Raw genomic sequence first — 19,667 nt, forward strand, 5'->3', positions numbered from 1 at the left:
CACCCGCGCAAATTTGGCGTTGACGCGGTCGAGCTCGGCCTGGATCAGGTCCTGGACCTCTCGGGTGCGGGTCAGGCTGGCGTAATTGCTGAAGGGCACGTCGTTGTCCTGTGCGTACTTCTCCACGTTCTCCTGGTCGATCATGATGATCACCGTCAGGTAGGGCAACTTGTCGCCAATCACCACCGCGTCCGTCACGTAGGGGCTGAACTTGAGTTCGTTCTCCAGCTCGCTGGGCGTGATGTTTTTGCCACCGGCCGTGATGATGATGTCCTTCATGCGGTCGGTGATGCGCAGGTAGCCGTCGGCGTCGATCAGGCCCACGTCGCCGGTGTGCAGCCAGCCGTCGGGGTCGATGGTTTCGGCCGTCTTTTCGGGCAAGTTGAGGTAGCCCTTGAAGACGTTGGGCCCGCGTACCAGGATCTCTCCGGTAGCGGCGTCGATGCGCACCTCGTTGTAGCTGGCGGCCGGGCCAATGGAGCCGGGCTTGATGCGGCTGGCGGGCACGCCGGTGGCAGCACCGCAGGTCTCCGTCATGCCCCATACCTCCAGCATGGGCACGCCCAGCGCCAGGTACCACTTCACCAGTTCGGGCGAGATGGGCGCCGCACCGGTGACGAGGAACCGCGCTCGGTGGATGCCGATGAGCTTGCGCACGTTGTTCAGCGCCAGCCAGCGCGCCACCTGAAACTGCAGCTTGAGCCCGCCGCCCACGGGCTGGCCCGCCAGCACCAAGTCGGCAATGCGCGTGCCCACGCCGATGGACCAGGCATAGGCCGCCTGTTGCATGCGCGTGGATTCCTTGAGCGCAATCATCACGCCGGAGTAGAACTTCTCCCACACGCGCGGCACGGCGGTGAACACCGTGGGCGCGATCTCGCGTACGTTTTCGGGCACGGTGTCGGGGTTCTCGACAAAATTGAGTTTGGCCCCGGTGTAGAGCGAAAAATATTCGCCGCCCATGCGCTCGGCAATGTGGCACAGCGGCAGAAAACACATGGTCTCGTCGTCTTCGCTGCGCGAGATCAGCGTGTTGTAGCCGCGCACCGTGTAGGTGAGCGCGGCATGGGTGTGCATGGCGCCCTTGGGCTTGCCCGTGGTGCCCGATGTGTAGACCAGGATGGCCACATCGTCTGGCCCGCAGCCTTGCACGTGGCGCGCGATTTCATCGGGGTGCTGCTGGTTGAACGCGCGGCCCAGCTCGCGCAGAGCCTGCAGGCTCAGAACATGGGGGTCATCGAGGCCCCGCAGTCCTTCCATGTCAAAAACCACAATCTTGCGCAGCAAGGGCAGGCTGCCGCGTACCTCTAGAGCCTTGTCGAGCTGCTCGTCATCTTCCACAAACAACACGGTGGTGCGGGAGTCTTCACTGAGGTAGTGCACTTGCGCCGCTGCATCGGTGGGGTAGATGCCGTTGGACACACCGCCGCAGCTCAGCACCGCCAGGTCCGCCAGCACCCATTCGATGTTGGTGTTGGACAAGACAGAAGCGCATTCACCCGGCGCAAAACCCAGCGACATCAGGCCGCCCGCAATCTCGCGCACCGCCTCGGCGGTCTGGTCCCAGGTCCAGCTCTTCCAGATGCCCAGCTCTTTCTGGCGCATCCACACGCGCGGTCCGCGACTTTTCACGGCATTCCAGAACATCGCAGGCATGGTGTCGCCCGCCAGCACGTCGGTTCCTGCGGGCTGGATGTGAGAAAGGTCCCAGAGATTGCTCATGCTGTCCTCATCTCCAAGTTTTCTTCTTTTTCCAGCGCCGCTCGCCGCGCACGCCGACATCCTTCATGCCCAGGTAGAACTCCTTGATGTCGTCCTTCTCGCGCAGGCGCTCGCAGCTGTCTTCCATGACGATGCGGCCATTCTCCAGAACGTAGCCGTAGTCCGAGGCATTGAGCGCCATGTTGGCGTTCTGCTCTACCAGCAAGATGGTGGTGCCGCGCTCGCGGTTGATGCGTACCACGATCTCGAAGATCTCTTTGGTGAGCTTGGGGCTCAGGCCCAGACTGGGCTCGTCGAGCAGGATGAGCTGCGGATTGGCCATGAGCGCTCGCGAGATGGCCAGCATCTGCTGTTGTCCGCCCGAAAGCAAGCCTGCATCCTGCGCCGCGCGTTCCTTCAGGATGGGGAAGTAGCCGTACACCGTTTCGATGTCGCGCGCCACGGCGTCAGCGTCGCTGCGTGTGTAGGCGCCCATCAGCAGGTTGTCGCGCACAGACAGCAATGCAAACACCTCGCGCCCCTCGGGCACGTGCATGAGGCCCCGGCGCACGATGGCCGCCGGGTCATTGGCGGTGATGTCGGCGCCCTGGAACTCGATGGAGCCCTTGCGCGGGTCGATGATGCCGCTGATGGTTTTGAGAATGGTGGTCTTGCCCGCACCGTTGCTGCCCAGCACGGCGGCGATCTCGCCGCGCCGCACCTGCAGGCTCACGCCGCGAATGGCCTTGATTGGGCCGTAGGCGCTCTCCACGTTCTGCAGGCGCAGCAGGGGCTGGTCGGAAGGATCCGCTTGGGTGGCGGCAAGCACGGCGCTCATGGTCGGGCCCCGAAGGCGCTGCCAGGTGGGCGGCGCAGGTTGCTCACATCGTCGATGGTGCCCAGATACGCCTCGATCACACCGGGGTGTGACTGCACCTCGCGCGGCGTGCCCATGGCCACCACTTCTCCCTGGTTCATGGCCAGCACGCGGTCGGACACTTTAGAGACCAGCGACATGTCGTGCTCCACCATCAGCACGGTGATGCCCAGCTCGTGCTGGATGTCCTGGATCCAGAACGCCATGTCGTCGGTTTCTTCCATGTTGAGGCCCGACGAAGGCTCGTCTAGCAGAAGCAGTTGCGGCTCGGTGCACAGCGCGCGGGCCAGCTCCACCACCTTGCGCACGCCGTAGGGCAGCCCGGCCACCAGTGTGTCGCGGTAGTGCTGCAGGTCGAGGAAGTCGATGATCTGCTCGGCCTTCTCGCGCGCTCGCACTTCGGCATTGCGCACCTTGCGGGTAAAGAACATGTCTTGCCACACGCCCGTTTCGCGCCGCGTGTGGCGACCGATCAACAGGTTGTGCAGCACGCTGGCGTGCTCGAAGAGTTCGATGTTCTGAAAGGTGCGCGCTATGCCCAAGCCCGCTACCTGGTGCGGCGGTTGGTCGGTCAGCGGCAGCATCGCGCCACCGGGGCCCGCGTAGGCAATGGTCCCGGTGGTGGGCGTGTAGATGCGGCTGATGAGATTGAACACCGTGGTCTTGCCTGCACCGTTGGGGCCGATGAGGGTGAACACCTCGCCACGGCGCACTTCAAAGCTCACGTTGTTGACCGCCAGCACGCCACCAAAGCGCACGCTGAGGTTTTGTGCACTGAGCAGGATGTCGTCGGTCATGGGGGAAACGGCGCTGGTCATTTCAGCCTATCGGACTTCTGGAAGGACTTCTGCCGCTTGAACAGGCCCTTGCGGTAGAACGGAAACATCTGCAGCCAGGTGCGCACCTTGAGCCAGCGGCCATACAGGCCCATGGGCTCGAACAGCACGAAAAGGATGAGCACGGCGCCGTAGACCACGGCCTGCAGGCCGGGTGCTTGGCCGATGGCGGCGGGCAGCCAGTCCTTGCCCAGTGAAATCATCTGCGGCATGGTGATGAGGAAGATGGCCCCCAGGAACGCGCCATGTACCGACCCCAGCCCGCCGATCACGATCATCAGCAGCAGGTCGATGGATTGCAGAATGTTGAACTGGTCGGGCGAGATGAACTGCAGCTTGTGCGCATACAGCGCACCGCCCACGCCCGCGAGCGCCGCCGACAGCGAGAACGACAGCGTCTTGTAGCGCGCCAGGTGAATGCCCATGCTCTGCGCCGAAATCTCTGAATCGCGGATGGCCACAAACGCCCGGCCCGTGGGCGAGCGCAGCAGGTTCAGGATGCCCAGCGTGCTGACCACCGCAATGACCAGGCACAGAAAGTAGAACGACTCGGTGGACTCGAACTTGAAGCCAAAGATCTCGGGCGGCACCAGGTGTTTGCCGGAGTTGCCGCCGGTGACGGACTCCCACCGGGCAAACACCTCTTCGACGATGAAACCGAACGACAGCGTGGCCATGCCCAGATAGATGCCCTTGACCCGAAGTGCGGGCAAGCCCACCACGACGCCCACCGCGGCCGACAGCCCCGCAGCGCAGGCCAGCGACAGCGCAAACGGCCAGCCCATGCCCGTCAGCACCGCTTGTGTGTAGGCCCCCACCCCCAGAAACGCCGCGTGCCCCAGCGAGAACTGCCCGGTAAACCCGGCCAGCAGCATCAACCCCAGGCCGACGATGCCGTAGATGAGCACAAAGGTGAGCTGCGCCAGCCAATACTCGGGCGCCACCCAGGGGGCGGCGACCAGGGCCAGGCACAGCAGGCTGTACCAGAACACATGCCCGCCATGCTTGGCCAGGCGCAGGTCTTGTTCGTAAGAAGTCTTGAAAAGAAAGCGCATGGGGTCAGACTTTCTTTCTCAATTTTTCGCCGAACAGCCCGTTGGGTTTCACCATCAACATGATGAGCACCACGATGTACGCCGCCGTGTCCTTGAAGCCATCGGGCAGATAAAACCCTGACAGCGATTCCACAATGCCGATGACCAGCCCGCCCACGATGGCCCCGGGCAGGCTGCCAAAGCCGCCCACCACGGCGGCCGGGAAAGCCTTGAGCCCGATGAGCCCCATGTTGGCGTGCACAAAGGTGATGGGCGCCAGCAGCAGTCCGGCCACCGCAGCCACACCGGCCGCCAGGCCCCAGGCCAGGCCGTTGAGGCGCTGCACCGGAATGCCCATGTAGTACGCCGCCAGCTGGTTTTGTGAGGATGCCTGCATGGCGATGCCGAGCTTGCTGTAGCGGAACATGGCGAACAGCAGCACGCACAGCACGCCGGTGGCGCCAATCACCACCAACTGCTCGGCGCTGAGCACCAGCCCGCCCAGGCGCAGCGACATGTCCTTGTACGGCACGGGCAGCGTGTGGGTGTCGGTGCCGATGTTGGGGATCATCGTGACCAGCCCGCGCAGCACGTACCCGATGCCGATGGTGAGCATGACGATGGAAAAGGCCGGCTGGCCCAGGATGGGGCGGATGACCGCGCGCTCTAGCACCGTACCAAACAGCCCCATGGCCAAGATGCTGGCGAGCACTGCCACCCAGAACGGGAAGCCCAGCAGCGTCATGAGCGCCAGGCCCAGGAACGCGCCCAGCATCATCAGCTCGCCCTGGGCAAAGCTCACGGTTTCGGTCGCCTTGTAGATGAGCACGAAGCCCAGCGCGATCAGCCCGTAGATGCACCCCTGCGAAATACCGCTGATCAACAGTTGCACAAATTGCACACGGGCTCCCCAAATAGGATTCACGCACAGTGGAAGGATGCAGTCGCTCACCGCAATGGGCAGGCGCGGGGAGCATCCTGGTCAGCGCCGTCCCTGCAGAATATTTTCACAAAGCGATTGCTTGGCATAAATAGTGTTGCACGCGCCCGGTGTAGATAACACTCGGGGCTAACCCTGATGGGGCGGTGTGACGCAGCAGCGCAGGATATTGACGGAGCCCCGCACCTTGCGCAATAGGACTTATGTCCGGTGGTGGCGCGCCCGGCCACGAAGCGATGTGCCTGCCTGGCCGAGGCCTTGCGACGTGCTCTCCGTTGTGTGTGGGGCGAGTTCACCAGGGCGATTTTTAGGTAAAAATGGCCTCTAGCGCTTATCCATAAAGCGCTAGCAGCTACAAAATCAGGAGTGTGCTGATAGCGCAAACTCCATGCACTGCCCCGCACCCACCCCCAGGAGATCCATGAGCAAGTCCGCCACCCCCACGCCGCACGCGTTCGAGCCTGCTTTCATTGCTGGGCTCAAGTTGATATTCGAAGAAAAAATTGTGTTCAACCAGATGCTGGGGTTGAAGGTGATGGAGTTGCGCCCCGATGGCGTGACGGGTCGCATCGACATGAAGCCCGAGCTGGTGGGCCACTACGCCTACAACCGGGTGCACGGTGGCGTGATCAGCGCGGGGCTGGACGCCATGGGCGGGCTTGCCGTGATGGCCGCCATCGGTGCCAAACACATGGACGAAGCGCCGGAGCAACGCCTGCACCGCTTTGCCAAGCTGGGCACCATTGACTTGCGCATCGACTACCTGCGCCCCGGCATTGGCAGCCACTTTGAACTGCGTGCCCATGTGCTGCGCCTGGGTTCGCGCGTGGCCACCACGCGCATGGAGTTCCTGGGGCCGGACGGCGAAATCATGTCCGCAGGCGCCGCCGCTTACATCGTGTCGTAGCAGGCCCCGGGTCAGACACGCGGCTGTAGGAAGGCGCTCGCATGCGCTTGCGAATGTGTGACGCTGCAAGCCTTGCAAGCGCATGCTACGAGAGAACCGTTTGGTTACCGTTCTTGCGTAACGAAGGCATCTTTCGCTGGCGCCCAACCCTACGATGACTCTCTTTTCAAGGAGATCTGATGGCCGTGCAAAACCCCTTCTTTGGCAAACGCGAACCCGAACCGTTCCAACCCCGCCACAGCGCCAATTCATCCACAGGGCTCAACAGCACGTCCGCCAGCAGTGCTGCCGCTGCTGCCCAGGCTCCGGCGGCCACTGCAACCGCCACCAGCCCTGCGGTACCCCCATCTTCTGCCAGCGATTCTTCGGGCAGCAAACTGACCGTCGGCCCCAACATCAAGCTCAAGGGCGTAGAGATCACCGATTGCGACACCCTGGTGGTGGAAGGCACGGTCGAAGCCACGATGGATTCACGCGTGATCCACATCTCGGAACGCGGCGCCTTCAAGGGTTCGGCCGAGATCGACATTGCCGAGATCCACGGCGAGTTCAACGGCACCCTCACCGTGCGTCAGAAGCTGGTGATCTACAGCACGGGCAAGGTCAACGGCAAGATCCGTTACGGCAAGCTGGTGGTGGAAGAGGGCGGCCAACTGGCGGGCGAGATCCAGTCCGGCTTCTCGCCTTCTGCCGCATCCTCGTCCAGCATGCAACAACGGCCCGCACCGGCGGTGCGCACGGAGCCGACCGCTCTGGCGGCCTGAACGCACACAGCGGGAGTTTTGTGCGCTCCCGCAGGTGATTGCCGGGGGCGCAGTCCCAGCCCCTCAGCACCTGCTTTGTTCGGTGCTCACCCCGCCGCGAAAGCAATGGGCAGGTGCTCAGGCCGCGCCGGCAGGCTTGGGCACCGGCCGCGGCCTGCCCTCGTCATCAATGGCGACGTAGGTCAACCGCGCCTCGGTCACCTTCACATACCGGCCTTGGTCGGTAAAACGTTCGGCATACACCTCCACCTGCACGGTGACCGAGGTGTTGCCCACGCGCGTGATGGACGAGAAGAACGACAGGATGTCGCCCACGCGCACGGGTTGCTTGAAGATGAACTCGTTGACCGCCACGGTGGCCATGCGGCCCTGCATGTAGCGCGCGGGCAGTACGGACCCGGCCAGGTCGACCTGAGCCATCACCCAGCCGCCAAAAATGTCGCCGTTGCCGTTGGTGTCTGCGGGCATGGGGATGACCTTGAGCACCAGCTCCTTGTCGGTGGGTAATGCGGCGGGGGGTGGGCTGAAAACGGCAGACATGGGCACAATCTCGGTTTGGGGCTGAGCCAATCCTCCAGGAACCATGGGTTTTGCGCGGGGCTCTGGCCCTGCAAAACCACCTTGGCAACAGCCGGGTCGGTAATAACAACAACACCTGGAATTGTCCCCCATGCGCCACCTTGGCGAAACCGCCCCCCCGAGCCCCGCCAACCCCGCGCCTGCAAAGTCCGACTGGGCGACGCTGAACCGGCTGCTGCCCTACCTGTGGGAGTACAAGTGGCGTGTGATCGCCGCCATCGTGTTCATGGTGGGTGCCAAGCTGGCCAATGTCAGCGTGCCGCTGCTGCTTAAGACGCTGGTGGACGCGATGAACTTCAAGCCGGGCGACCCGGCCACGCTGCTGGTGGTGCCGATCGGTTTGCTGCTGGCGTATGGCGCGTTGCGGCTGTCCACCTCGTTGTTCACCGAGCTGCGCGAGCTGGTGTTCGCCAAGGCCACGCAGGGGGCTGCGCGCTCGATTGCGTTGCAGACGTTTCAGCACTTGCATGCGCTCAGCCTGCGGTTTCATCTGGAGCGGCAAACCGGTGGCATGACGCGCGACATCGAGCGCGGCGTGCGCGGCATCGAGTCGTTGATCTCGTTCACACTCTTCAACATCGGTGCCACGCTGATCGAAGTGGCGCTGGTGCTGTCGGTGCTGGCCGTCAAGTTCGACGCCTGGTTCGCGTGGATCACGCTGGCGGCATTGGCGTTCTACATCACCTTCACGGTGCTGGTGACCGAGTGGCGCACCCAGTTTCGCCGCGAGGCCAACGAGTTTGATTCCGCTGCGCACACCAAGGCCGTGGACTCGCTGCTCAACTACGAAACCGTCAAATACTTCAACAACGAAGGTTTTGAGGCCGCACGGTATGACGAAAGCCTGGAGCGCCTGCGGCGCGCGCGCCTCAAAAGCCAGACCACGCTGTCGGTGCTCAACACCGGCCAGCAGCTCATCATCGCCATCGGGTTGGTGGCCATGCTGTGGCGGGCCACGCAGGGCGTGGTCGATGGCCGCATGACGCTGGGTGACCTGGTCATGGTCAACGCCTTCATGATCCAGCTGTACATCCCGCTCAACTTCCTGGGCGTGATCTACCGCGAGATCAAACAAAGCCTGACCGATCTGGACAAGATGTTCACGCTGATGGACAAGGAGCGCGAGGTGGCCGACGCCCCCGGCGCGGTGCCGCTCACGGGTCTGGACCGCCCCACGGTGCGTTTTGAGGACGTGCATTTTTCGTACGAAACCCGCAAGGGCAACGACGTGAGCACGGGCCGCCCCATCCTGCAGGGAATCAGTTTCGAGATCCCTGCGGGCAAGACCGTGGCCGTGGTCGGTCCATCGGGCTCGGGCAAGTCGACGCTGGCTCGGCTGTTGTTCCGCTTTTATGACATCCAGCAAGGCCGCATCACCATTGCAGGGCAAGAGATCCGCAGCGTGACACAAGCCAGCGTACGCCAGGCGATTGGCATCGTGCCGCAAGACACCGTGTTGTTCAACGACACCGTGGCCTACAACATTGCCTATGGCCGCACCGGCGCCAGCCAGGCCGAGGTGGAAGCCGCAGCCCAGTCAGCACGCATCCACGACTTCATCACCAGCACCCCCGAGGGCTACGGCACCATGGTGGGCGAGCGCGGGCTCAAGCTGTCGGGCGGCGAAAAGCAGCGCGTGGCCATTGCGCGCACGCTGCTCAAGAACCCGCCCATCCTGATCTTTGACGAGGCCACCTCGGCGCTGGACTCCGCCAACGAACGCGCCATCCAGGCCGAGCTGCAAAGCGTGGCGCAGAACAAGACCACGCTGGTGATCGCGCACCGCCTGTCCACCGTGGTCGACGCCCACGAGATCTTGGTCATGGATTCAGGCCGCATCATCGAGCGCGGCACGCATGCGCAGTTGCTGTCACAAGGAGGGCGATACGCCAGCATGTGGTCGCTGCAACAAAGTGACCCGGGCGCTTGAAGGCCCGTCCAAGAACATCTCTATCTCTATTTCTGTTCCTTTCTCTCTGACATTCTTTTGCCATGAAGCCCGTCCTGCTAGCCCTCATGTTCCTCTCCGACGACCACTGCGCCCAGTTGTCGCAATCGTTCGATCTGATCTACGCCCCCGATGCCGCCCAGGCCACAGCGGCCTTCGCCGCGCACGGCCCGCGCATTACCGCGGTGCTGACCATCGGCTCCACGGGTCTCAGCGCCGCGCAGATCGACGCGCTGCCCCAGTTGTCGCTCATCTGCGCGCTGGGCGCCGGGTACGAGAACATTGCCGTGCAGCACGCCAAGGCGCGTGGCATTGTGGTGGCCAATGGCGCGGGCACCAACGACGATTGCGTGGCCGACCATGCCTGGGGCCTGCTGATTGCTGCGGTGCGCGGCATCCCCAAGCTCGACCAACTCACCCGCGATGGCGTGTGGCGCACAGCCTTGCCGCTGCCACCCAACGTGTCGCACAAACGCCTGGGCATCATCGGCCTGGGCACCATCGGCAAGAAGATCGCGCAGCGCGCGCTGGGCTTTGAGGTCGAGGTGGGGTACCACAACCGCAGCGCCCGCACCGACGTGCCGTACCGCTACTTTGCCGAAGTGACGGCACTGGCTGAATGGGCGGATTTCCTGGTGGTGGCTACGCCCGGCGGCGGCGGCACGCAGCATCTGGTCAACACCCAGGTGCTCAACGCCCTGGGCCCGCGCGGCTATGTGGTCAACATTGCGCGGGGCAGCGTGATCGATACCCAGGCCTTGGCGTTGGCCCTGAAGGACGGCCGCATCGCCGGTGCGGGCCTGGATGTGTACGAGAGCGAGCCTGCGCCCCCGGCGGATTTGCTGGCGTTAGACACCGTGGTGCTGACCCCGCACGTGGCGGGCTGGTCGCCCGAGGCAGTGCAGGCGTCGGTGGACCGGTTTGTTGAGAACGCACGCCGGCACTTTGCAGGCGAGGCGCCGGTGTCTCCCCTTTGAAATTTTAATGAAATTGGCCTCTAGCGCTTATTGGTTAAGCGCTAGTAGCTATTAAATACGGAGTAACTGCGATGTCCATGGATGTTGAGGCCTTGCAGGCTCAGCTGCGCGCGTTCGCGGCCGAGCGCGCGTGGCAGCCGTTTCACACGCCCAAGAACCTGTCCATGGCGCTGATGGTCGAGGCGGCCGAGCTGGCCGAAATCTTCCAGTGGATGACGCCTGAGCAGTCGCTGGCGGCGCGCGACGATGCAACGCTGAAAGAGCCCATCGCCGATGAGGTGGCCGATGTGTTGCTGTACCTGCTGCAGATCGCCGACCACGCGGGCGTGGATCTGGAGCAGGCCGTGGAGCACAAGTTGCGCAAGAACGCCATCAAACACCCGGTGGGGAAAACGCAGCGTACCACTGCGAATTCTTAGTCAAATCGGGCTACAGCGCTTTATTTATAAGCGCTAGCAGCTATCAATAGTGAAGCGAAGGGTGGCGCCGTGTGCGTCCGTGCAGCGGTGAAACGGCCACGAAAAAGCCCCGCGCAGCGGGGCTTGGGGTGGGCTGGCTTTTTACCTGCAGGTAGCGTCTACAAGCCCGGGGGGCTGACGGACAGCCCGCTTCCCTGTCGCTGTTTACTTCTTGCGCGCGGCAATGGCCTTCTCGGCCGAGACCACCAGATCCGTGCCGATCTGGCCCTTCCACTTTTCGTACACAGGGCGCGTGGCCTTCACGAACGCGTCGCGCTCGGCGGCAGACAACTGCGTGACGGTCACGCCGTTGGCGGCAATGTCCTTGAGCAGCGGCTTGTCGGCCTCGACCATGCCCTTGCGTGCGATGGCGATCTCTTCCTTGCCGGCATCAATGGCGGCCTGCTTGACGATCTCGCGGTCGGCGGGTGTCCAGGACGCCCAGATGTCCTTGTTGACCACGAAGATCAGCGGGTCGTTCACGTAGCCCCACATCGTCACGTGCTTTTGCGCCACGGTGTGCAGTTTGGCAGCCATGTAGACGGCAATCGGGTTCTCCTGGCCGTCCACGGCGCCGCTGGCGAACGCGGGCTGTGCGTCGGCCCAGCTCATCTGCGTGGGGTTGGCGCCCAGGGCGGTGAAGGTGTCCAGAAACAGGGGTGAGCCCACCACGCGAATCTTCAGGCCCTTCAAATCCTCGGGCGTCTTGATCGCCTTTTTGGAGTTGGAGATCTCGCGATAGCCGTTCTCGCCCCAGGCGAGCGGCACCACGCCCGCCTTGTCCAGCGTGGCGAAGATTTGCTTGCCCACGTCGCCCTGCGTCACAGCGTCCACGGCCGCGTAGTCAGGGAACAGGAAGGGCAGCGAGAACAGATTGAGCTGCTTGACCTGCGGCGACCAGTTGATGGTGGAGCCCACGGCCATGTCGATCACGCCCTGGCGCAGCGCGGAAAATTCGCGCGTCTGGTCGCCCTGGATCAGCGAAACGCCGGGGTACAGCTTGATGTTGATGCGGCCATTGGTGCGCTCGCGGACCTTGTTGGCCCACAGCTCGCCGCCCTTGCCCCAGGGAAAGGCGGTGCCCAGCACCAGCGACATGCGGTACTCGCTCTTGTAAGCGGTCTGCGCAATGGCAGCAGGGGCGGTAAAGGCCAGGGCGGCAGCCGCAGCGACGGCAGAAGTGAGGAAGGTACGCAGTTTCATTTTTTCAGTCTCCTTTGTAGAAATCAGTCGGTCAAATCCATCAATCATCAATATCCGAGCTTGGCGGGCAACCACAGCGCCAGTTGCGGGAAGGCGATCACCAGCACCATCACCAGGAACATTGCCAGCAGCATCCAGCCCACCCAACGCACGGTCGATTCCATGCGCACCCCGGCGATGCGGCACGAGACCATGAGGTTCACGGCCAGCGGCGGGGTGAATTGGCCCAGGGCCACCTTCAAGGTCAGGATCACGCCGAACCAGACCGGGTCCCATTGGTAGTGGTTCATGATGGGCAGCAGCAGCGGCACGAAGATCAGGAAGATCGAGATGCCGTCGAGGAACATGCCCACGGTGATGAGCAGCACGATCAAGAGCGACAGCACGCCGTACTCGCCCAGACCCGAGTTGACGATGGCATTGGCTACCGGATCGATCACCCCCAGGGTGGACAGCGAAAAGGCAAAGATGCCGGCGAGCGAGACCACCAGCAAAATCACCGCCGACAACTCGCCCGATTCGCGCAGGATGGGAAACAGGTCGCGCACCTTGATCGTACGGTGGATCACCATGCCCACGAAGAGGCCGTAGAACACCGCCACCACGGCGGCTTCCGTTGGCGTGAACCAGCCAGCGCGCATGCCGCCCAGGATCAGCACCGGCGCGGCCAGGCCCCAGGTGGCCTCGCGCAGGCTCTTCCAGAACGGGGGGCGGGGCATGGTGGATTCGAGCGCGCCCATCTTGTGCTTGCGCGCCATCCAAACGGCCGGAATGATCAGCGCAATACCGGCCAGGATGCCGGGGATCATGCCCGCCGCAAACAGCGCGGGCACCGAGGCGCCCGGCACCAGTACCGAGTAGATGATGAAGGCGACGGACGGCGGGATCAGGATATCGGTGGCAGCGGCTGCCCCCACCACGCTGGCCGAAAACGATGGCGGGTAACCCGCGCGCGACATGGCCGCGATCATCACGCCCCCCACGGCGGCGGCGTTGGCCGGGCCCGAGCCCGAGATGCCGCCCAGAAACATCGCCACGGCAATCGCCACCAGCGGCAGCATGCCCGGGCCGCGCCCCACGATGGCCACGGCAAAGTTCACCAGGCGCAGGGCCACGCCCGAGCGGTCGAAAATGGAGCCCACCAGCACGAACATTGGAATCGCCAGCAGCGGGTACTTGCCCAGGCCCGCGTAGAAGTTCTGCGGCACGGCCAGCAGGCCGAACCACTGGCTGTCGGCATTGGCCAGTGCGATGGCGGCGGCACCGGCCAGGCCCAGGGCGGCGCCAATCGGCACGCCCACGAACATCAGGCCCAGGAAGGCCACGAACAGGAGCGTGGCGATCATGCGGAGCCGTCCTTGGCATCCTTGCTGTCAGCAAGGTCGCTGGCAGTGCGGCGGCTGCGGCGAATGAACAAACCCACAGCGCGCGCAGTGATCAGCGCGGCAAACACGGGCAGCCAGATCGAATACCACCACTGCGGTACGCCGATGCCGGGCGAGGTTTCGCCAAAGCGGTAGTCGTCCCACACCACGCGCACGCTCAGCACGGCGATCAGCCCGAAGAGCACCGCCACCGTGAGCGCACCCAGCTGCGCCAGCCGCTTGCTGCGCAGGGCGGACCCGCCCTCTGCAAAGTATTCGATGCGGATGTGCTGGTCGCGCGCGACGGCTGCAGAGCCCGCCACCAGCGCGAGCACGATCATCAGGAACACCGAGATCTCTTCCGTCCACGCGAACGATGAGTTGGTGAAGTAACGCACCAGCACATTGGCAAAGGTGATGAGCGCCAGCGACGCCATAACCAGCACCGTGAGCCAGTCTTCAAGGCGCAGCGCGCGGGCTTCGGCTGGGGCCGGTGGCACCGACGGCGCAGCGTTGGCGGCGGGCCGGGTGGGAGGGGAGGAGGGCATGGGGTCGTCGAGCGGTCAGGAGATCAAACACAGCAGCGGATGCGTTGTCGCTCTGCCCGGCGGTGTTGTGCACCAGGGGCGGGGACGGCGCTGCGCCAAGGGTGGTTCGCAGCGCCGTGCATTATGCGGCCTGCTCGTATGTGTGCACATCATTGGTGCGTGCGTGCGCGTCTCTGTGCGGATGTAACTCGCTTGTAAAGCGCGCGCGGCAGCAGGCTCAGCTCAGCGGACTTTACGGGCGGCACGGATAATGCGCCGATGGAAACCAAGTGGCTTGAAGATTTCGTCAGTCTTGCGGAAACGCGCAGCTTCAGCCGGTCGGCCCAGCTGCGACACGTGACGCAACCCGCGTTTTCGCGGCGCATTCAAGCGTTGGAGGCGTGGGCAGGCACCGATCTGGTGGACCGCAGCTCGTACCCCACACGCCTTACACCCGCGGGCAAAACGCTGTACGACCAGGCGCTGGAGGTGTTGCAGGCGCTGCAAAACACACGGGCCATGTTGCGAGCGCACACCAGCGCTGGCAAGGACATGATCGAATTTGCGGTGCCGCACACCCTGGCGTTCACGTTTTTTCCCGCGTGGGTGTCCAGTCTTCACGACAAGTTTGGCCCTTTCAAAAGCCGCCTCATTGCGCTGAACGTGCACGACGCCGTGATGCGTTTGGTCGAAGGTGGCTGCGACCTGTTGATTGCTTACCACCACCCTTCGCAGCCGTTCCAGCTGGATGCTGACCGGTATGAAATGGTGAGCCTGGGCCAGGAAGTGCTCTCGCCCTACAGCAAGGCCGACGCGGACGGACAACCCCTGCACCGCCTGCCCGGCCGGGCAGGCCAACCGCTGCCCTATCTGGGCTATGCGCCGGGTGCTTATCTGGGGCGGGTGACCGAACTCATCCTCAAAGAAGCGGGCACGCCCATCCATCTGGAGCGGGTCTACGAAACCGACATGGCCGAAGGCCTCAAAGCCATGGCCCTGGAGGGCCACGGCGTGGCCTTTCTGCCGCACAGCGCCGTGAAGAAAGAACTGCGCTCGCGCCGCCTGGTCAGCGCTGCACCGTCGGAGGCGGACGCCCTGCAAATGACGATGGACGTGCGCGCTTACCGCGAGAAACCGACCGGCAAAGAAGCGCCCAAGGGCACGGCCCAGGCACTGTGGACCTACCTGCAAACGCAGGCAGGGTCATGCTAAGGGTAAATACGGATATAAACACTTTGCATAGTTGCGCGCCCAAACGGCATTGGAATTTCACGGTAACGACACGTACAGTCTGCGCCATTGACGGGTTGGTTGACGCAGCGTGTGCCTAGGCAGGCCCCACGGTGGCACGAAGATTGCAAATCCTATCCATTCACTCACCGAAAGACCGCATGAAAGTTCAGCATTGGGGATTTGCCTGGGGCCTCGTGGCCCTGTGCTGCACCTGCGCGGCGTCGGCCCAGGGCGTGCTGGAACGCATCAGCGCCGGTGGCAAGCTGGTCATCGCGCACCGCGAGTCGTCGGTGCCGTTTTCTTACATTGACTCTGCATCTGGCAAGCCCGTGGGCTACGCCGTGGACCTGTGCCTGCAGTTGGCAGAAGTGGTTCGAAAGAAGACCGGCAAGAAGGACATGGCTGTTGAGTTTGTGGCTGTCACCCCCGCCAATCGCATCACCATGATCGAGCAGGGCAAGGCGGACATGGAGTGCGGCTCTACCACCAACAACGCCGAGCGCCGCCAGAAGGTGGCGTTCACCATCCCCCACTTCATTACCGGCGCGCGCCTGTTGGTCAAATCGGCCAGCCCCATCGACCGCGTCGAGGACCTCAACGGCAAAAAGCTGGTGTCCACCAAGGGCACCACTCCCCTCAAGGCCGCCGAGCAGGCCAACCGCGAGCGCCTGATGGGTATCACCATCCTGGAAGCCCCCGACCATGCCAAGGCGGTCGATATGGTGGAAAAGGGCGAAGCGGATGCGTTTGTGATGGACGACGTCTTGCTCTATGGCCTGGCCGCCGGGCGGCCCAACCCGAAGGCGCTCAAGGTGGTGGGGCGGTTCATGACCACCGAGCCTCTGGCGATCATGCTGCCCAAGAACGACCCCGATTTCAAAAAGCTGATCGATGACGAAATGCGCCGCCTGATTACCAGCCGCGATATTTACGCCATTTATGACAAGTGGTTTAACAAACCCATTCCCCCGACCAACACGGTGCTGAGCCTTCCGGTCAGTTATCTGTTGCGCGACTTCTGGAAATACCCTACCGATCAGGTTCCGTTCTGACTAACAATCCTGATTGCGGTCCCCTTTTTTGGAGTGCTCGGCCAGCCGACCCGTTCGGCATGGGTGGATCTCTAAGATAACCTCCCCTTTTTTCGTTTGTTTACACACAAGGAGATACCTATGAAGAAGCATTTGCTCGCGGTTGCTGTGACCGCCCTGGCTGCAGGTAGCGCTTTCGCTCAAGCCACCGACACCCTGGCCAAAATCAAGGCATCGGGCAGCGTGACGCTGGGTGTGCGTGAGTCTTCCGGCCTTTCCTACACACTGGGTAACGGCAAGTTTGTGGGTTTTCACACCGAAATGGGTGAGATCGTTCTGGCCGACATCCAAAAGCAACTGGGCCTGCCCAAGCTGGATGTGAAGTACCAGCCCGTCACGTCGCAAAACCGCATCCCACTGGTGACCAATGGCACCGTGGACCTGGAGTGTGGCTCCACCACCAACAACGCCACCCGTCAAAAGGACGTGGCTTTTGCAGTGACCACGTACGTGGAAGAAGTGCGCACCGTGGTGAAGGCCAGCTCGGGCATCACGTCCATCAAGGACTTGAACGGCAAGACCATCGCCACCACCACTGGCACCACTTCGGTGCAAACTCTGCGCAAGCACGAGCGCGCTGGTGGCATCGACTTCAAGGAAGTCTTTGGCAAGGACCATGCTGACAGCTTCTTGATGCTGGAAACGGGTCGCGCTGACGCGTTTGTGATGGACGGCTCCATCCTGGCGGCCAATGTCTCCAAGTCCAAGAACCCTGCCGACTACAAGATTGTGGGCGAAGTGTTGTCGGTGGAACCCATCGCCTGCATGCTGCGCAAGGATGACGCTGGTTTCAAGAAGGCTGTAGATGACAGCATCAAGCGCCAGATCGCCGACGGTTCGCTGGCCAAGCTGTACGACAAGTGGTTCATGCAACCTGTGCCACCGACCAACACCAAGATCGGCCTGCCTATGTCCGACGCTACCAAGGCTGCTTGGGCCACGCCAAACGACAAGCCCATGGAAGATTACGCAAAGAAGTAAGCTTCTGAGCGCCAGTGCCCCTTCGGCCAACCGGTTCGAGGGGGCTTTTTTGTTGGGTGGGCAAAGGATTGCGCCCAACGCAATACCAAGAATTAAAGGGGTGATCCTATGAGCTGGGATTGGCAGGTGTTCTGCCAGGACACCATGGACAGGGAAGTCGTGCAAAGCTGCTTTGGCAAAGGCGGCGATATCACCTACCTGGACTGGATGCTGTCGGCCTGGGGCTGGACGGTGTCTGTTTCGGTGCTGGCTTTGGTGCTGGCGCTTGTAATAGGTTCTCTCATTGGCACGCTGCGCACCTTGCAGGACCGGCCGATGATCGTGCGCCTGGGCAACGCCTGGGTCGAGCTGTTTCGCAATATTCCGCTGCTGGTGCAGATTTTCTTGTGGTACCACGTGCTACCCAGCCTGTTCCCGGTCTTGCGCGGCGTGCCTGGTTTTGCGCTGGTGGTGCTGGCTCTGGGCTTTTTCACCTCGGCGCGTATCGCTGAGCAGGTGCGTTCGGGCATTCAGGCCTTGCCGCGTGGGCAGCGTTACGCCGGTATGGCAGTGGGTTTCACCACGTTCCAGACCTACCGTTATGTGCTTTTGCCCATGGCGTTTCGCATCATCATTCCGCCGCTGACCAGCGAGACGATGAACATCTTCAAGAACTCGTCCGTGGCGTTTGCCGTGTCGGTGGCTGAACTCACGATGTTCGCCATGCAGGCGCAGGAAGAAACCTCGCGCGGCATTGAGGTGTACCTGGCTGTGACTGCGCTTTATGTGATCTCGGCGTTTGCCATCAACCGCATCATGGCGTTCATCGAAAAACGTGCGCGCATCCCCGGGATGGTCGTGACCGGCGCCGCCGGAGGGGGGCATTGATATGAATATCGATTTTTCCTTCTACAACTGGGAGCTGATCTCCAACTTCGTGCTCAAGGGGCTGTATTTCAGCCTCACGCTCACGGTGATTGCGACCATTGGGGGCGTGCTTTTTGGCACCGTGCTGGCGCTCATGCGCCTGTCGGGCAAGAAGTGGCTTGAAGTGCCCGCCACCATCTATGTCAACGGCATGCGCAGCATTCCGCTGGTGATGGTGATTCTGTGGTTCTTCCTGCTGGTGCCCGCCATCATCGGCCGCCCCATCGGCGCCGAGATGTCTGCCATCGTCACCTTCATCGCGTTCGAAGCGGCGTATTTCAGCGAAATCATGCGCGCTGGTATCCAGTCCATTCCGCGTGGCCAGGTGCATGCAGGCCAGGCGCTGGGCATGACGTACGGCCAGAACATGAAACTGGTGGTGTTGCCCCAGGCGTTCCGCAACATGCTGCCGGTGCTGCTCACGCAGACCATCATCCTGTTCCAGGACACCTCGCTGGTCTACGCCATTGGTGCCTACGACATGCTCAAGGGCTTTGAAGTGGCCGGTAAGAACTTTGGCCGCCCCATCGAAGCGTACCTGGCCGCAGCCGTGCTGTATTTTGTGATGTGTTACGCGCTGTCCTGGGCGGTCAAGCGCCTTCACCAGAAGATCGCAATTATTCGGTAGCCCCCTGAGTCGCCTTCGGCGCCTTCCCCCTCAAGGGGGACGACGCCAGTGGCCTGGCAAAGCCAGTTCCACGGCGTCCTCGCATGAAGTCGCATCGGTTTCACGCGCGGCGCCCCGAACAAGTGATGAGAGAAGAGATTGGAGAAAAATATGATCGAACTCAAGAACGTATCCAAGTGGTATGGCCCGGTGCAGGTGCTCAACGAATGCACGGCGACCATCCAAAAGGGTGAAGTGGTGGTGGTGTGCGGCCCGTCAGGTTCGGGCAAGTCCACGCTGATCAAGACCATCAACGCGCTCGAACCCTTCCAGAAGGGCGAGATCACGGTGGACGGTATTGCTCTGCACGACCCCAAAACCGACTTGCCCAAGCTGCGCAGCCGCGTGGGCATGGTGTTTCAGCACTTTGAGCTGTTCCCGCACCTGTCGGTGACGGAAAACCTGACCATCGCGCAGATCAAGGTGCTGGGCCGCAGCGCGGACGACGCCAAGAAGCGCGGCCTCAAGATGCTGGAACGCGTGGGCCTGACGCTGCACAAGGACAAGTTTCCTGGCCAGCTCTCCGGCGGCCAGCAGCAGCGTGTGGCCATTGCGCGCGCCCTGTCGATGGACCCCATCGTGATGTTGTTCGACGAACCCACGTCGGCACTTGACCCCGAAATGGTCGGCGAAGTGCTGGACGTGATGGTGGGCCTGGCCAACGAAGGCATGAC

Annotated in this window: 20 protein-coding genes; 11 read left to right on the forward strand and 9 right to left on the reverse strand. The window is 62.7% G+C overall.

All coding sequences use genetic code 11. The features are described from left to right. The 5 genes from ACK41V_RS20855 to ACK41V_RS20875 all read right to left on the reverse strand — a co-directional run. On the reverse strand, nucleotides 1-1,722 hold a 1,722-nt coding region (locus ACK41V_RS20855), incomplete at its 3' end, for an AMP-dependent synthetase/ligase (protein ID WP_409785202.1). A 7-nt stretch (nucleotides 1,723-1,729) separates the two neighbouring features. Beyond that, entirely contained in the window at nucleotides 1,730-2,539 is an 810-nt protein-coding gene (locus ACK41V_RS20860; protein WP_409785204.1) for an ABC transporter ATP-binding protein, read from the reverse strand. Beyond that, nucleotides 2,536-3,375, reverse strand: a complete 840-nt coding sequence (locus ACK41V_RS20865; RefSeq protein WP_409785206.1) for an ABC transporter ATP-binding protein — start codon at nucleotides 3,373-3,375, stop codon at nucleotides 2,536-2,538. Before ACK41V_RS20865 ends, ACK41V_RS20860 begins: the two co-directional genes overlap by 4 nt. 17 nt (nucleotides 3,376-3,392) lie before the next feature. Then, nucleotides 3,393-4,469, reverse strand: coding sequence for a branched-chain amino acid ABC transporter permease (locus ACK41V_RS20870; protein WP_409785207.1), 1,077 nt, complete (start codon nucleotides 4,467-4,469; stop codon nucleotides 3,393-3,395). 4 nt (nucleotides 4,470-4,473) lie between these two features. Then, entirely contained in the window at nucleotides 4,474-5,349 is an 876-nt protein-coding gene (locus ACK41V_RS20875) for a branched-chain amino acid ABC transporter permease (protein ID WP_409785209.1), read from the reverse strand. Nucleotides 5,350-5,809: 460 nt separating this feature from the next. Between ACK41V_RS20875 and ACK41V_RS20880 the strand changes: the two genes are divergently transcribed. Both ACK41V_RS20880 and ACK41V_RS20885 read left to right on the forward strand, forming a co-directional pair. Further along, nucleotides 5,810-6,295, forward strand: a complete 486-nt coding sequence (locus ACK41V_RS20880) for a thioesterase family protein (protein WP_409785210.1) — start codon at nucleotides 5,810-5,812, stop codon at nucleotides 6,293-6,295. 179 nt (nucleotides 6,296-6,474) lie between these two features. Next, nucleotides 6,475-7,059: a polymer-forming cytoskeletal protein gene (locus ACK41V_RS20885; protein WP_409785212.1), complete on the forward strand. Its 585-nt coding sequence runs from the start codon at nucleotides 6,475-6,477 to the stop codon at nucleotides 7,057-7,059. 117 nt (nucleotides 7,060-7,176) lie between these two features. Here the strand turns inward: ACK41V_RS20885 and ACK41V_RS20890 are convergent, their stop codons facing one another. After that, on the reverse strand, nucleotides 7,177-7,599 hold the full coding sequence (locus ACK41V_RS20890; protein ID WP_409785213.1) for an acyl-CoA thioesterase: 423 nt from the start codon (nucleotides 7,597-7,599) through the stop codon (nucleotides 7,177-7,179). Between the two features lie 130 nt (nucleotides 7,600-7,729). Here ACK41V_RS20890 and ACK41V_RS20895 point away from each other — a divergent pair, with 130 nt between their 5' ends. The 3 genes from ACK41V_RS20895 (at nucleotide 7,730) to ACK41V_RS20905 (ending at nucleotide 10,982) form a co-directional block, all read left to right on the forward strand. After that, nucleotides 7,730-9,568 (forward strand): ABCB family ABC transporter ATP-binding protein/permease, encoded by a 1,839-nt coding sequence (locus ACK41V_RS20895; RefSeq protein ID WP_409785215.1) that lies wholly within the window; start codon nucleotides 7,730-7,732, stop codon nucleotides 9,566-9,568. Nucleotides 9,569-9,630: 62 nt separating this feature from the next. Beyond that, nucleotides 9,631-10,563 (forward strand): 2-hydroxyacid dehydrogenase, encoded by a 933-nt coding sequence (locus ACK41V_RS20900; RefSeq protein ID WP_409785217.1) that lies wholly within the window; start codon nucleotides 9,631-9,633, stop codon nucleotides 10,561-10,563. Nucleotides 10,564-10,640: 77 nt separating this feature from the next. Next, on the forward strand, nucleotides 10,641-10,982 hold the full coding sequence (locus ACK41V_RS20905) for a nucleotide pyrophosphohydrolase (RefSeq protein ID WP_409785235.1): 342 nt from the start codon (nucleotides 10,641-10,643) through the stop codon (nucleotides 10,980-10,982). A 204-nt stretch (nucleotides 10,983-11,186) separates the two neighbouring features. Here ACK41V_RS20905 and ACK41V_RS20910 read toward each other — a convergent pair whose 3' ends face one another. From ACK41V_RS20910 to ACK41V_RS20920, 3 genes are read right to left on the reverse strand one after another with little or no spacing between them, the layout of a single operon-like run. Beyond that, nucleotides 11,187-12,224, reverse strand: a complete 1,038-nt coding sequence (locus ACK41V_RS20910; RefSeq protein ID WP_409785219.1) for a DctP family TRAP transporter solute-binding subunit — start codon at nucleotides 12,222-12,224, stop codon at nucleotides 11,187-11,189. 47 nt (nucleotides 12,225-12,271) lie between these two features. Further along, nucleotides 12,272-13,570, reverse strand: a complete 1,299-nt coding sequence (locus ACK41V_RS20915; RefSeq protein WP_409785221.1) for a TRAP transporter large permease — start codon at nucleotides 13,568-13,570, stop codon at nucleotides 12,272-12,274. Beyond that, nucleotides 13,567-14,136 (reverse strand): TRAP transporter small permease, encoded by a 570-nt coding sequence (locus ACK41V_RS20920; protein ID WP_409785223.1) that lies wholly within the window; start codon nucleotides 14,134-14,136, stop codon nucleotides 13,567-13,569. Before ACK41V_RS20920 ends, ACK41V_RS20915 begins: the two co-directional genes overlap by 4 nt. Nucleotides 14,137-14,394: 258 nt before the next feature. On the opposite strand from ACK41V_RS20920, the gene ACK41V_RS20925 reads away from it, so the two are divergent. The 6 genes from ACK41V_RS20925 to ACK41V_RS20950 form a co-directional block, all read left to right on the forward strand. Next, nucleotides 14,395-15,327: a LysR family transcriptional regulator gene (locus ACK41V_RS20925; protein WP_409785225.1), complete on the forward strand. Its 933-nt coding sequence runs from the start codon at nucleotides 14,395-14,397 to the stop codon at nucleotides 15,325-15,327. A 179-nt stretch (nucleotides 15,328-15,506) separates the two neighbouring features. Further along, nucleotides 15,507-16,400, forward strand: coding sequence for an amino acid ABC transporter substrate-binding protein (locus ACK41V_RS20930; protein ID WP_409785226.1), 894 nt, complete (start codon nucleotides 15,507-15,509; stop codon nucleotides 16,398-16,400). A 120-nt stretch (nucleotides 16,401-16,520) separates the two neighbouring features. Beyond that, on the forward strand, nucleotides 16,521-17,420 hold the full coding sequence (locus tag ACK41V_RS20935; RefSeq protein WP_409785227.1) for an amino acid ABC transporter substrate-binding protein: 900 nt from the start codon (nucleotides 16,521-16,523) through the stop codon (nucleotides 17,418-17,420). 108 nt (nucleotides 17,421-17,528) lie between these two features. Next, nucleotides 17,529-18,287, forward strand: coding sequence for an amino acid ABC transporter permease (locus tag ACK41V_RS20940; protein ID WP_409785229.1), 759 nt, complete (start codon nucleotides 17,529-17,531; stop codon nucleotides 18,285-18,287). Between the two features lies 1 nt (nucleotide 18,288). Further along, the gene (locus tag ACK41V_RS20945; RefSeq protein ID WP_409785231.1) at nucleotides 18,289-18,954 is read left to right on the forward strand and encodes an amino acid ABC transporter permease; all 666 of its coding nucleotides are present in this window, start codon (nucleotides 18,289-18,291) and stop codon (nucleotides 18,952-18,954) included. A 150-nt stretch (nucleotides 18,955-19,104) separates the two neighbouring features. Continuing rightward, the coding region (locus tag ACK41V_RS20950; RefSeq protein ID WP_409785233.1) for an amino acid ABC transporter ATP-binding protein at nucleotides 19,105-19,667 on the forward strand (563 nt) is incomplete at its 3' end.

This window comes from Acidovorax sp. (assembly GCF_046291265.1).
GTDB lineage: Bacteria > Pseudomonadota > Gammaproteobacteria > Burkholderiales > Burkholderiaceae_C > Acidovorax.

What these genes read in the sequence shown, in the direction of transcription:
- ACK41V_RS20945 (WP_409785231.1), top strand. Translation starts at nt 18,289, where the DNA reads ATGAATATCGATTTTTCCTTCTACAACTGGGAGCTGATCTCCAACTTC.
- ACK41V_RS20925 (WP_409785225.1), top strand. Translation starts at nt 14,395, where the DNA reads ATGGAAACCAAGTGGCTTGAAGATTTCGTCAGTCTTGCGGAAACGCGC.
- ACK41V_RS20940 (WP_409785229.1), top strand. Translation starts at nt 17,529, where the DNA reads ATGAGCTGGGATTGGCAGGTGTTCTGCCAGGACACCATGGACAGGGAA.
- ACK41V_RS20935 (WP_409785227.1), top strand. Translation starts at nt 16,521, where the DNA reads ATGAAGAAGCATTTGCTCGCGGTTGCTGTGACCGCCCTGGCTGCAGGT.
- ACK41V_RS20895 (WP_409785215.1), top strand. Translation starts at nt 7,730, where the DNA reads ATGCGCCACCTTGGCGAAACCGCCCCCCCGAGCCCCGCCAACCCCGCG.
- ACK41V_RS20910 (WP_409785219.1), bottom strand. Translation starts at nt 12,224, where the DNA reads ATGAAACTGCGTACCTTCCTCACTTCTGCCGTCGCTGCGGCTGCCGCC.
- ACK41V_RS20890 (WP_409785213.1), bottom strand. Translation starts at nt 7,599, where the DNA reads ATGTCTGCCGTTTTCAGCCCACCCCCCGCCGCATTACCCACCGACAAG.
- ACK41V_RS20920 (WP_409785223.1), bottom strand. Translation starts at nt 14,136, where the DNA reads ATGCCCTCCTCCCCTCCCACCCGGCCCGCCGCCAACGCTGCGCCGTCG.
- ACK41V_RS20885 (WP_409785212.1), top strand. Translation starts at nt 6,475, where the DNA reads ATGGCCGTGCAAAACCCCTTCTTTGGCAAACGCGAACCCGAACCGTTC.
- ACK41V_RS20930 (WP_409785226.1), top strand. Translation starts at nt 15,507, where the DNA reads ATGAAAGTTCAGCATTGGGGATTTGCCTGGGGCCTCGTGGCCCTGTGC.
- ACK41V_RS20865 (WP_409785206.1), bottom strand. Translation starts at nt 3,375, where the DNA reads ATGACCGACGACATCCTGCTCAGTGCACAAAACCTCAGCGTGCGCTTT.
- ACK41V_RS20905 (WP_409785235.1), top strand. Translation starts at nt 10,641, where the DNA reads ATGGATGTTGAGGCCTTGCAGGCTCAGCTGCGCGCGTTCGCGGCCGAG.
- ACK41V_RS20880 (WP_409785210.1), top strand. Translation starts at nt 5,810, where the DNA reads ATGAGCAAGTCCGCCACCCCCACGCCGCACGCGTTCGAGCCTGCTTTC.
- ACK41V_RS20860 (WP_409785204.1), bottom strand. Translation starts at nt 2,539, where the DNA reads ATGAGCGCCGTGCTTGCCGCCACCCAAGCGGATCCTTCCGACCAGCCC.
- ACK41V_RS20900 (WP_409785217.1), top strand. Translation starts at nt 9,631, where the DNA reads ATGAAGCCCGTCCTGCTAGCCCTCATGTTCCTCTCCGACGACCACTGC.
- ACK41V_RS20915 (WP_409785221.1), bottom strand. Translation starts at nt 13,570, where the DNA reads ATGATCGCCACGCTCCTGTTCGTGGCCTTCCTGGGCCTGATGTTCGTG.
- ACK41V_RS20870 (WP_409785207.1), bottom strand. Translation starts at nt 4,469, where the DNA reads ATGCGCTTTCTTTTCAAGACTTCTTACGAACAAGACCTGCGCCTGGCC.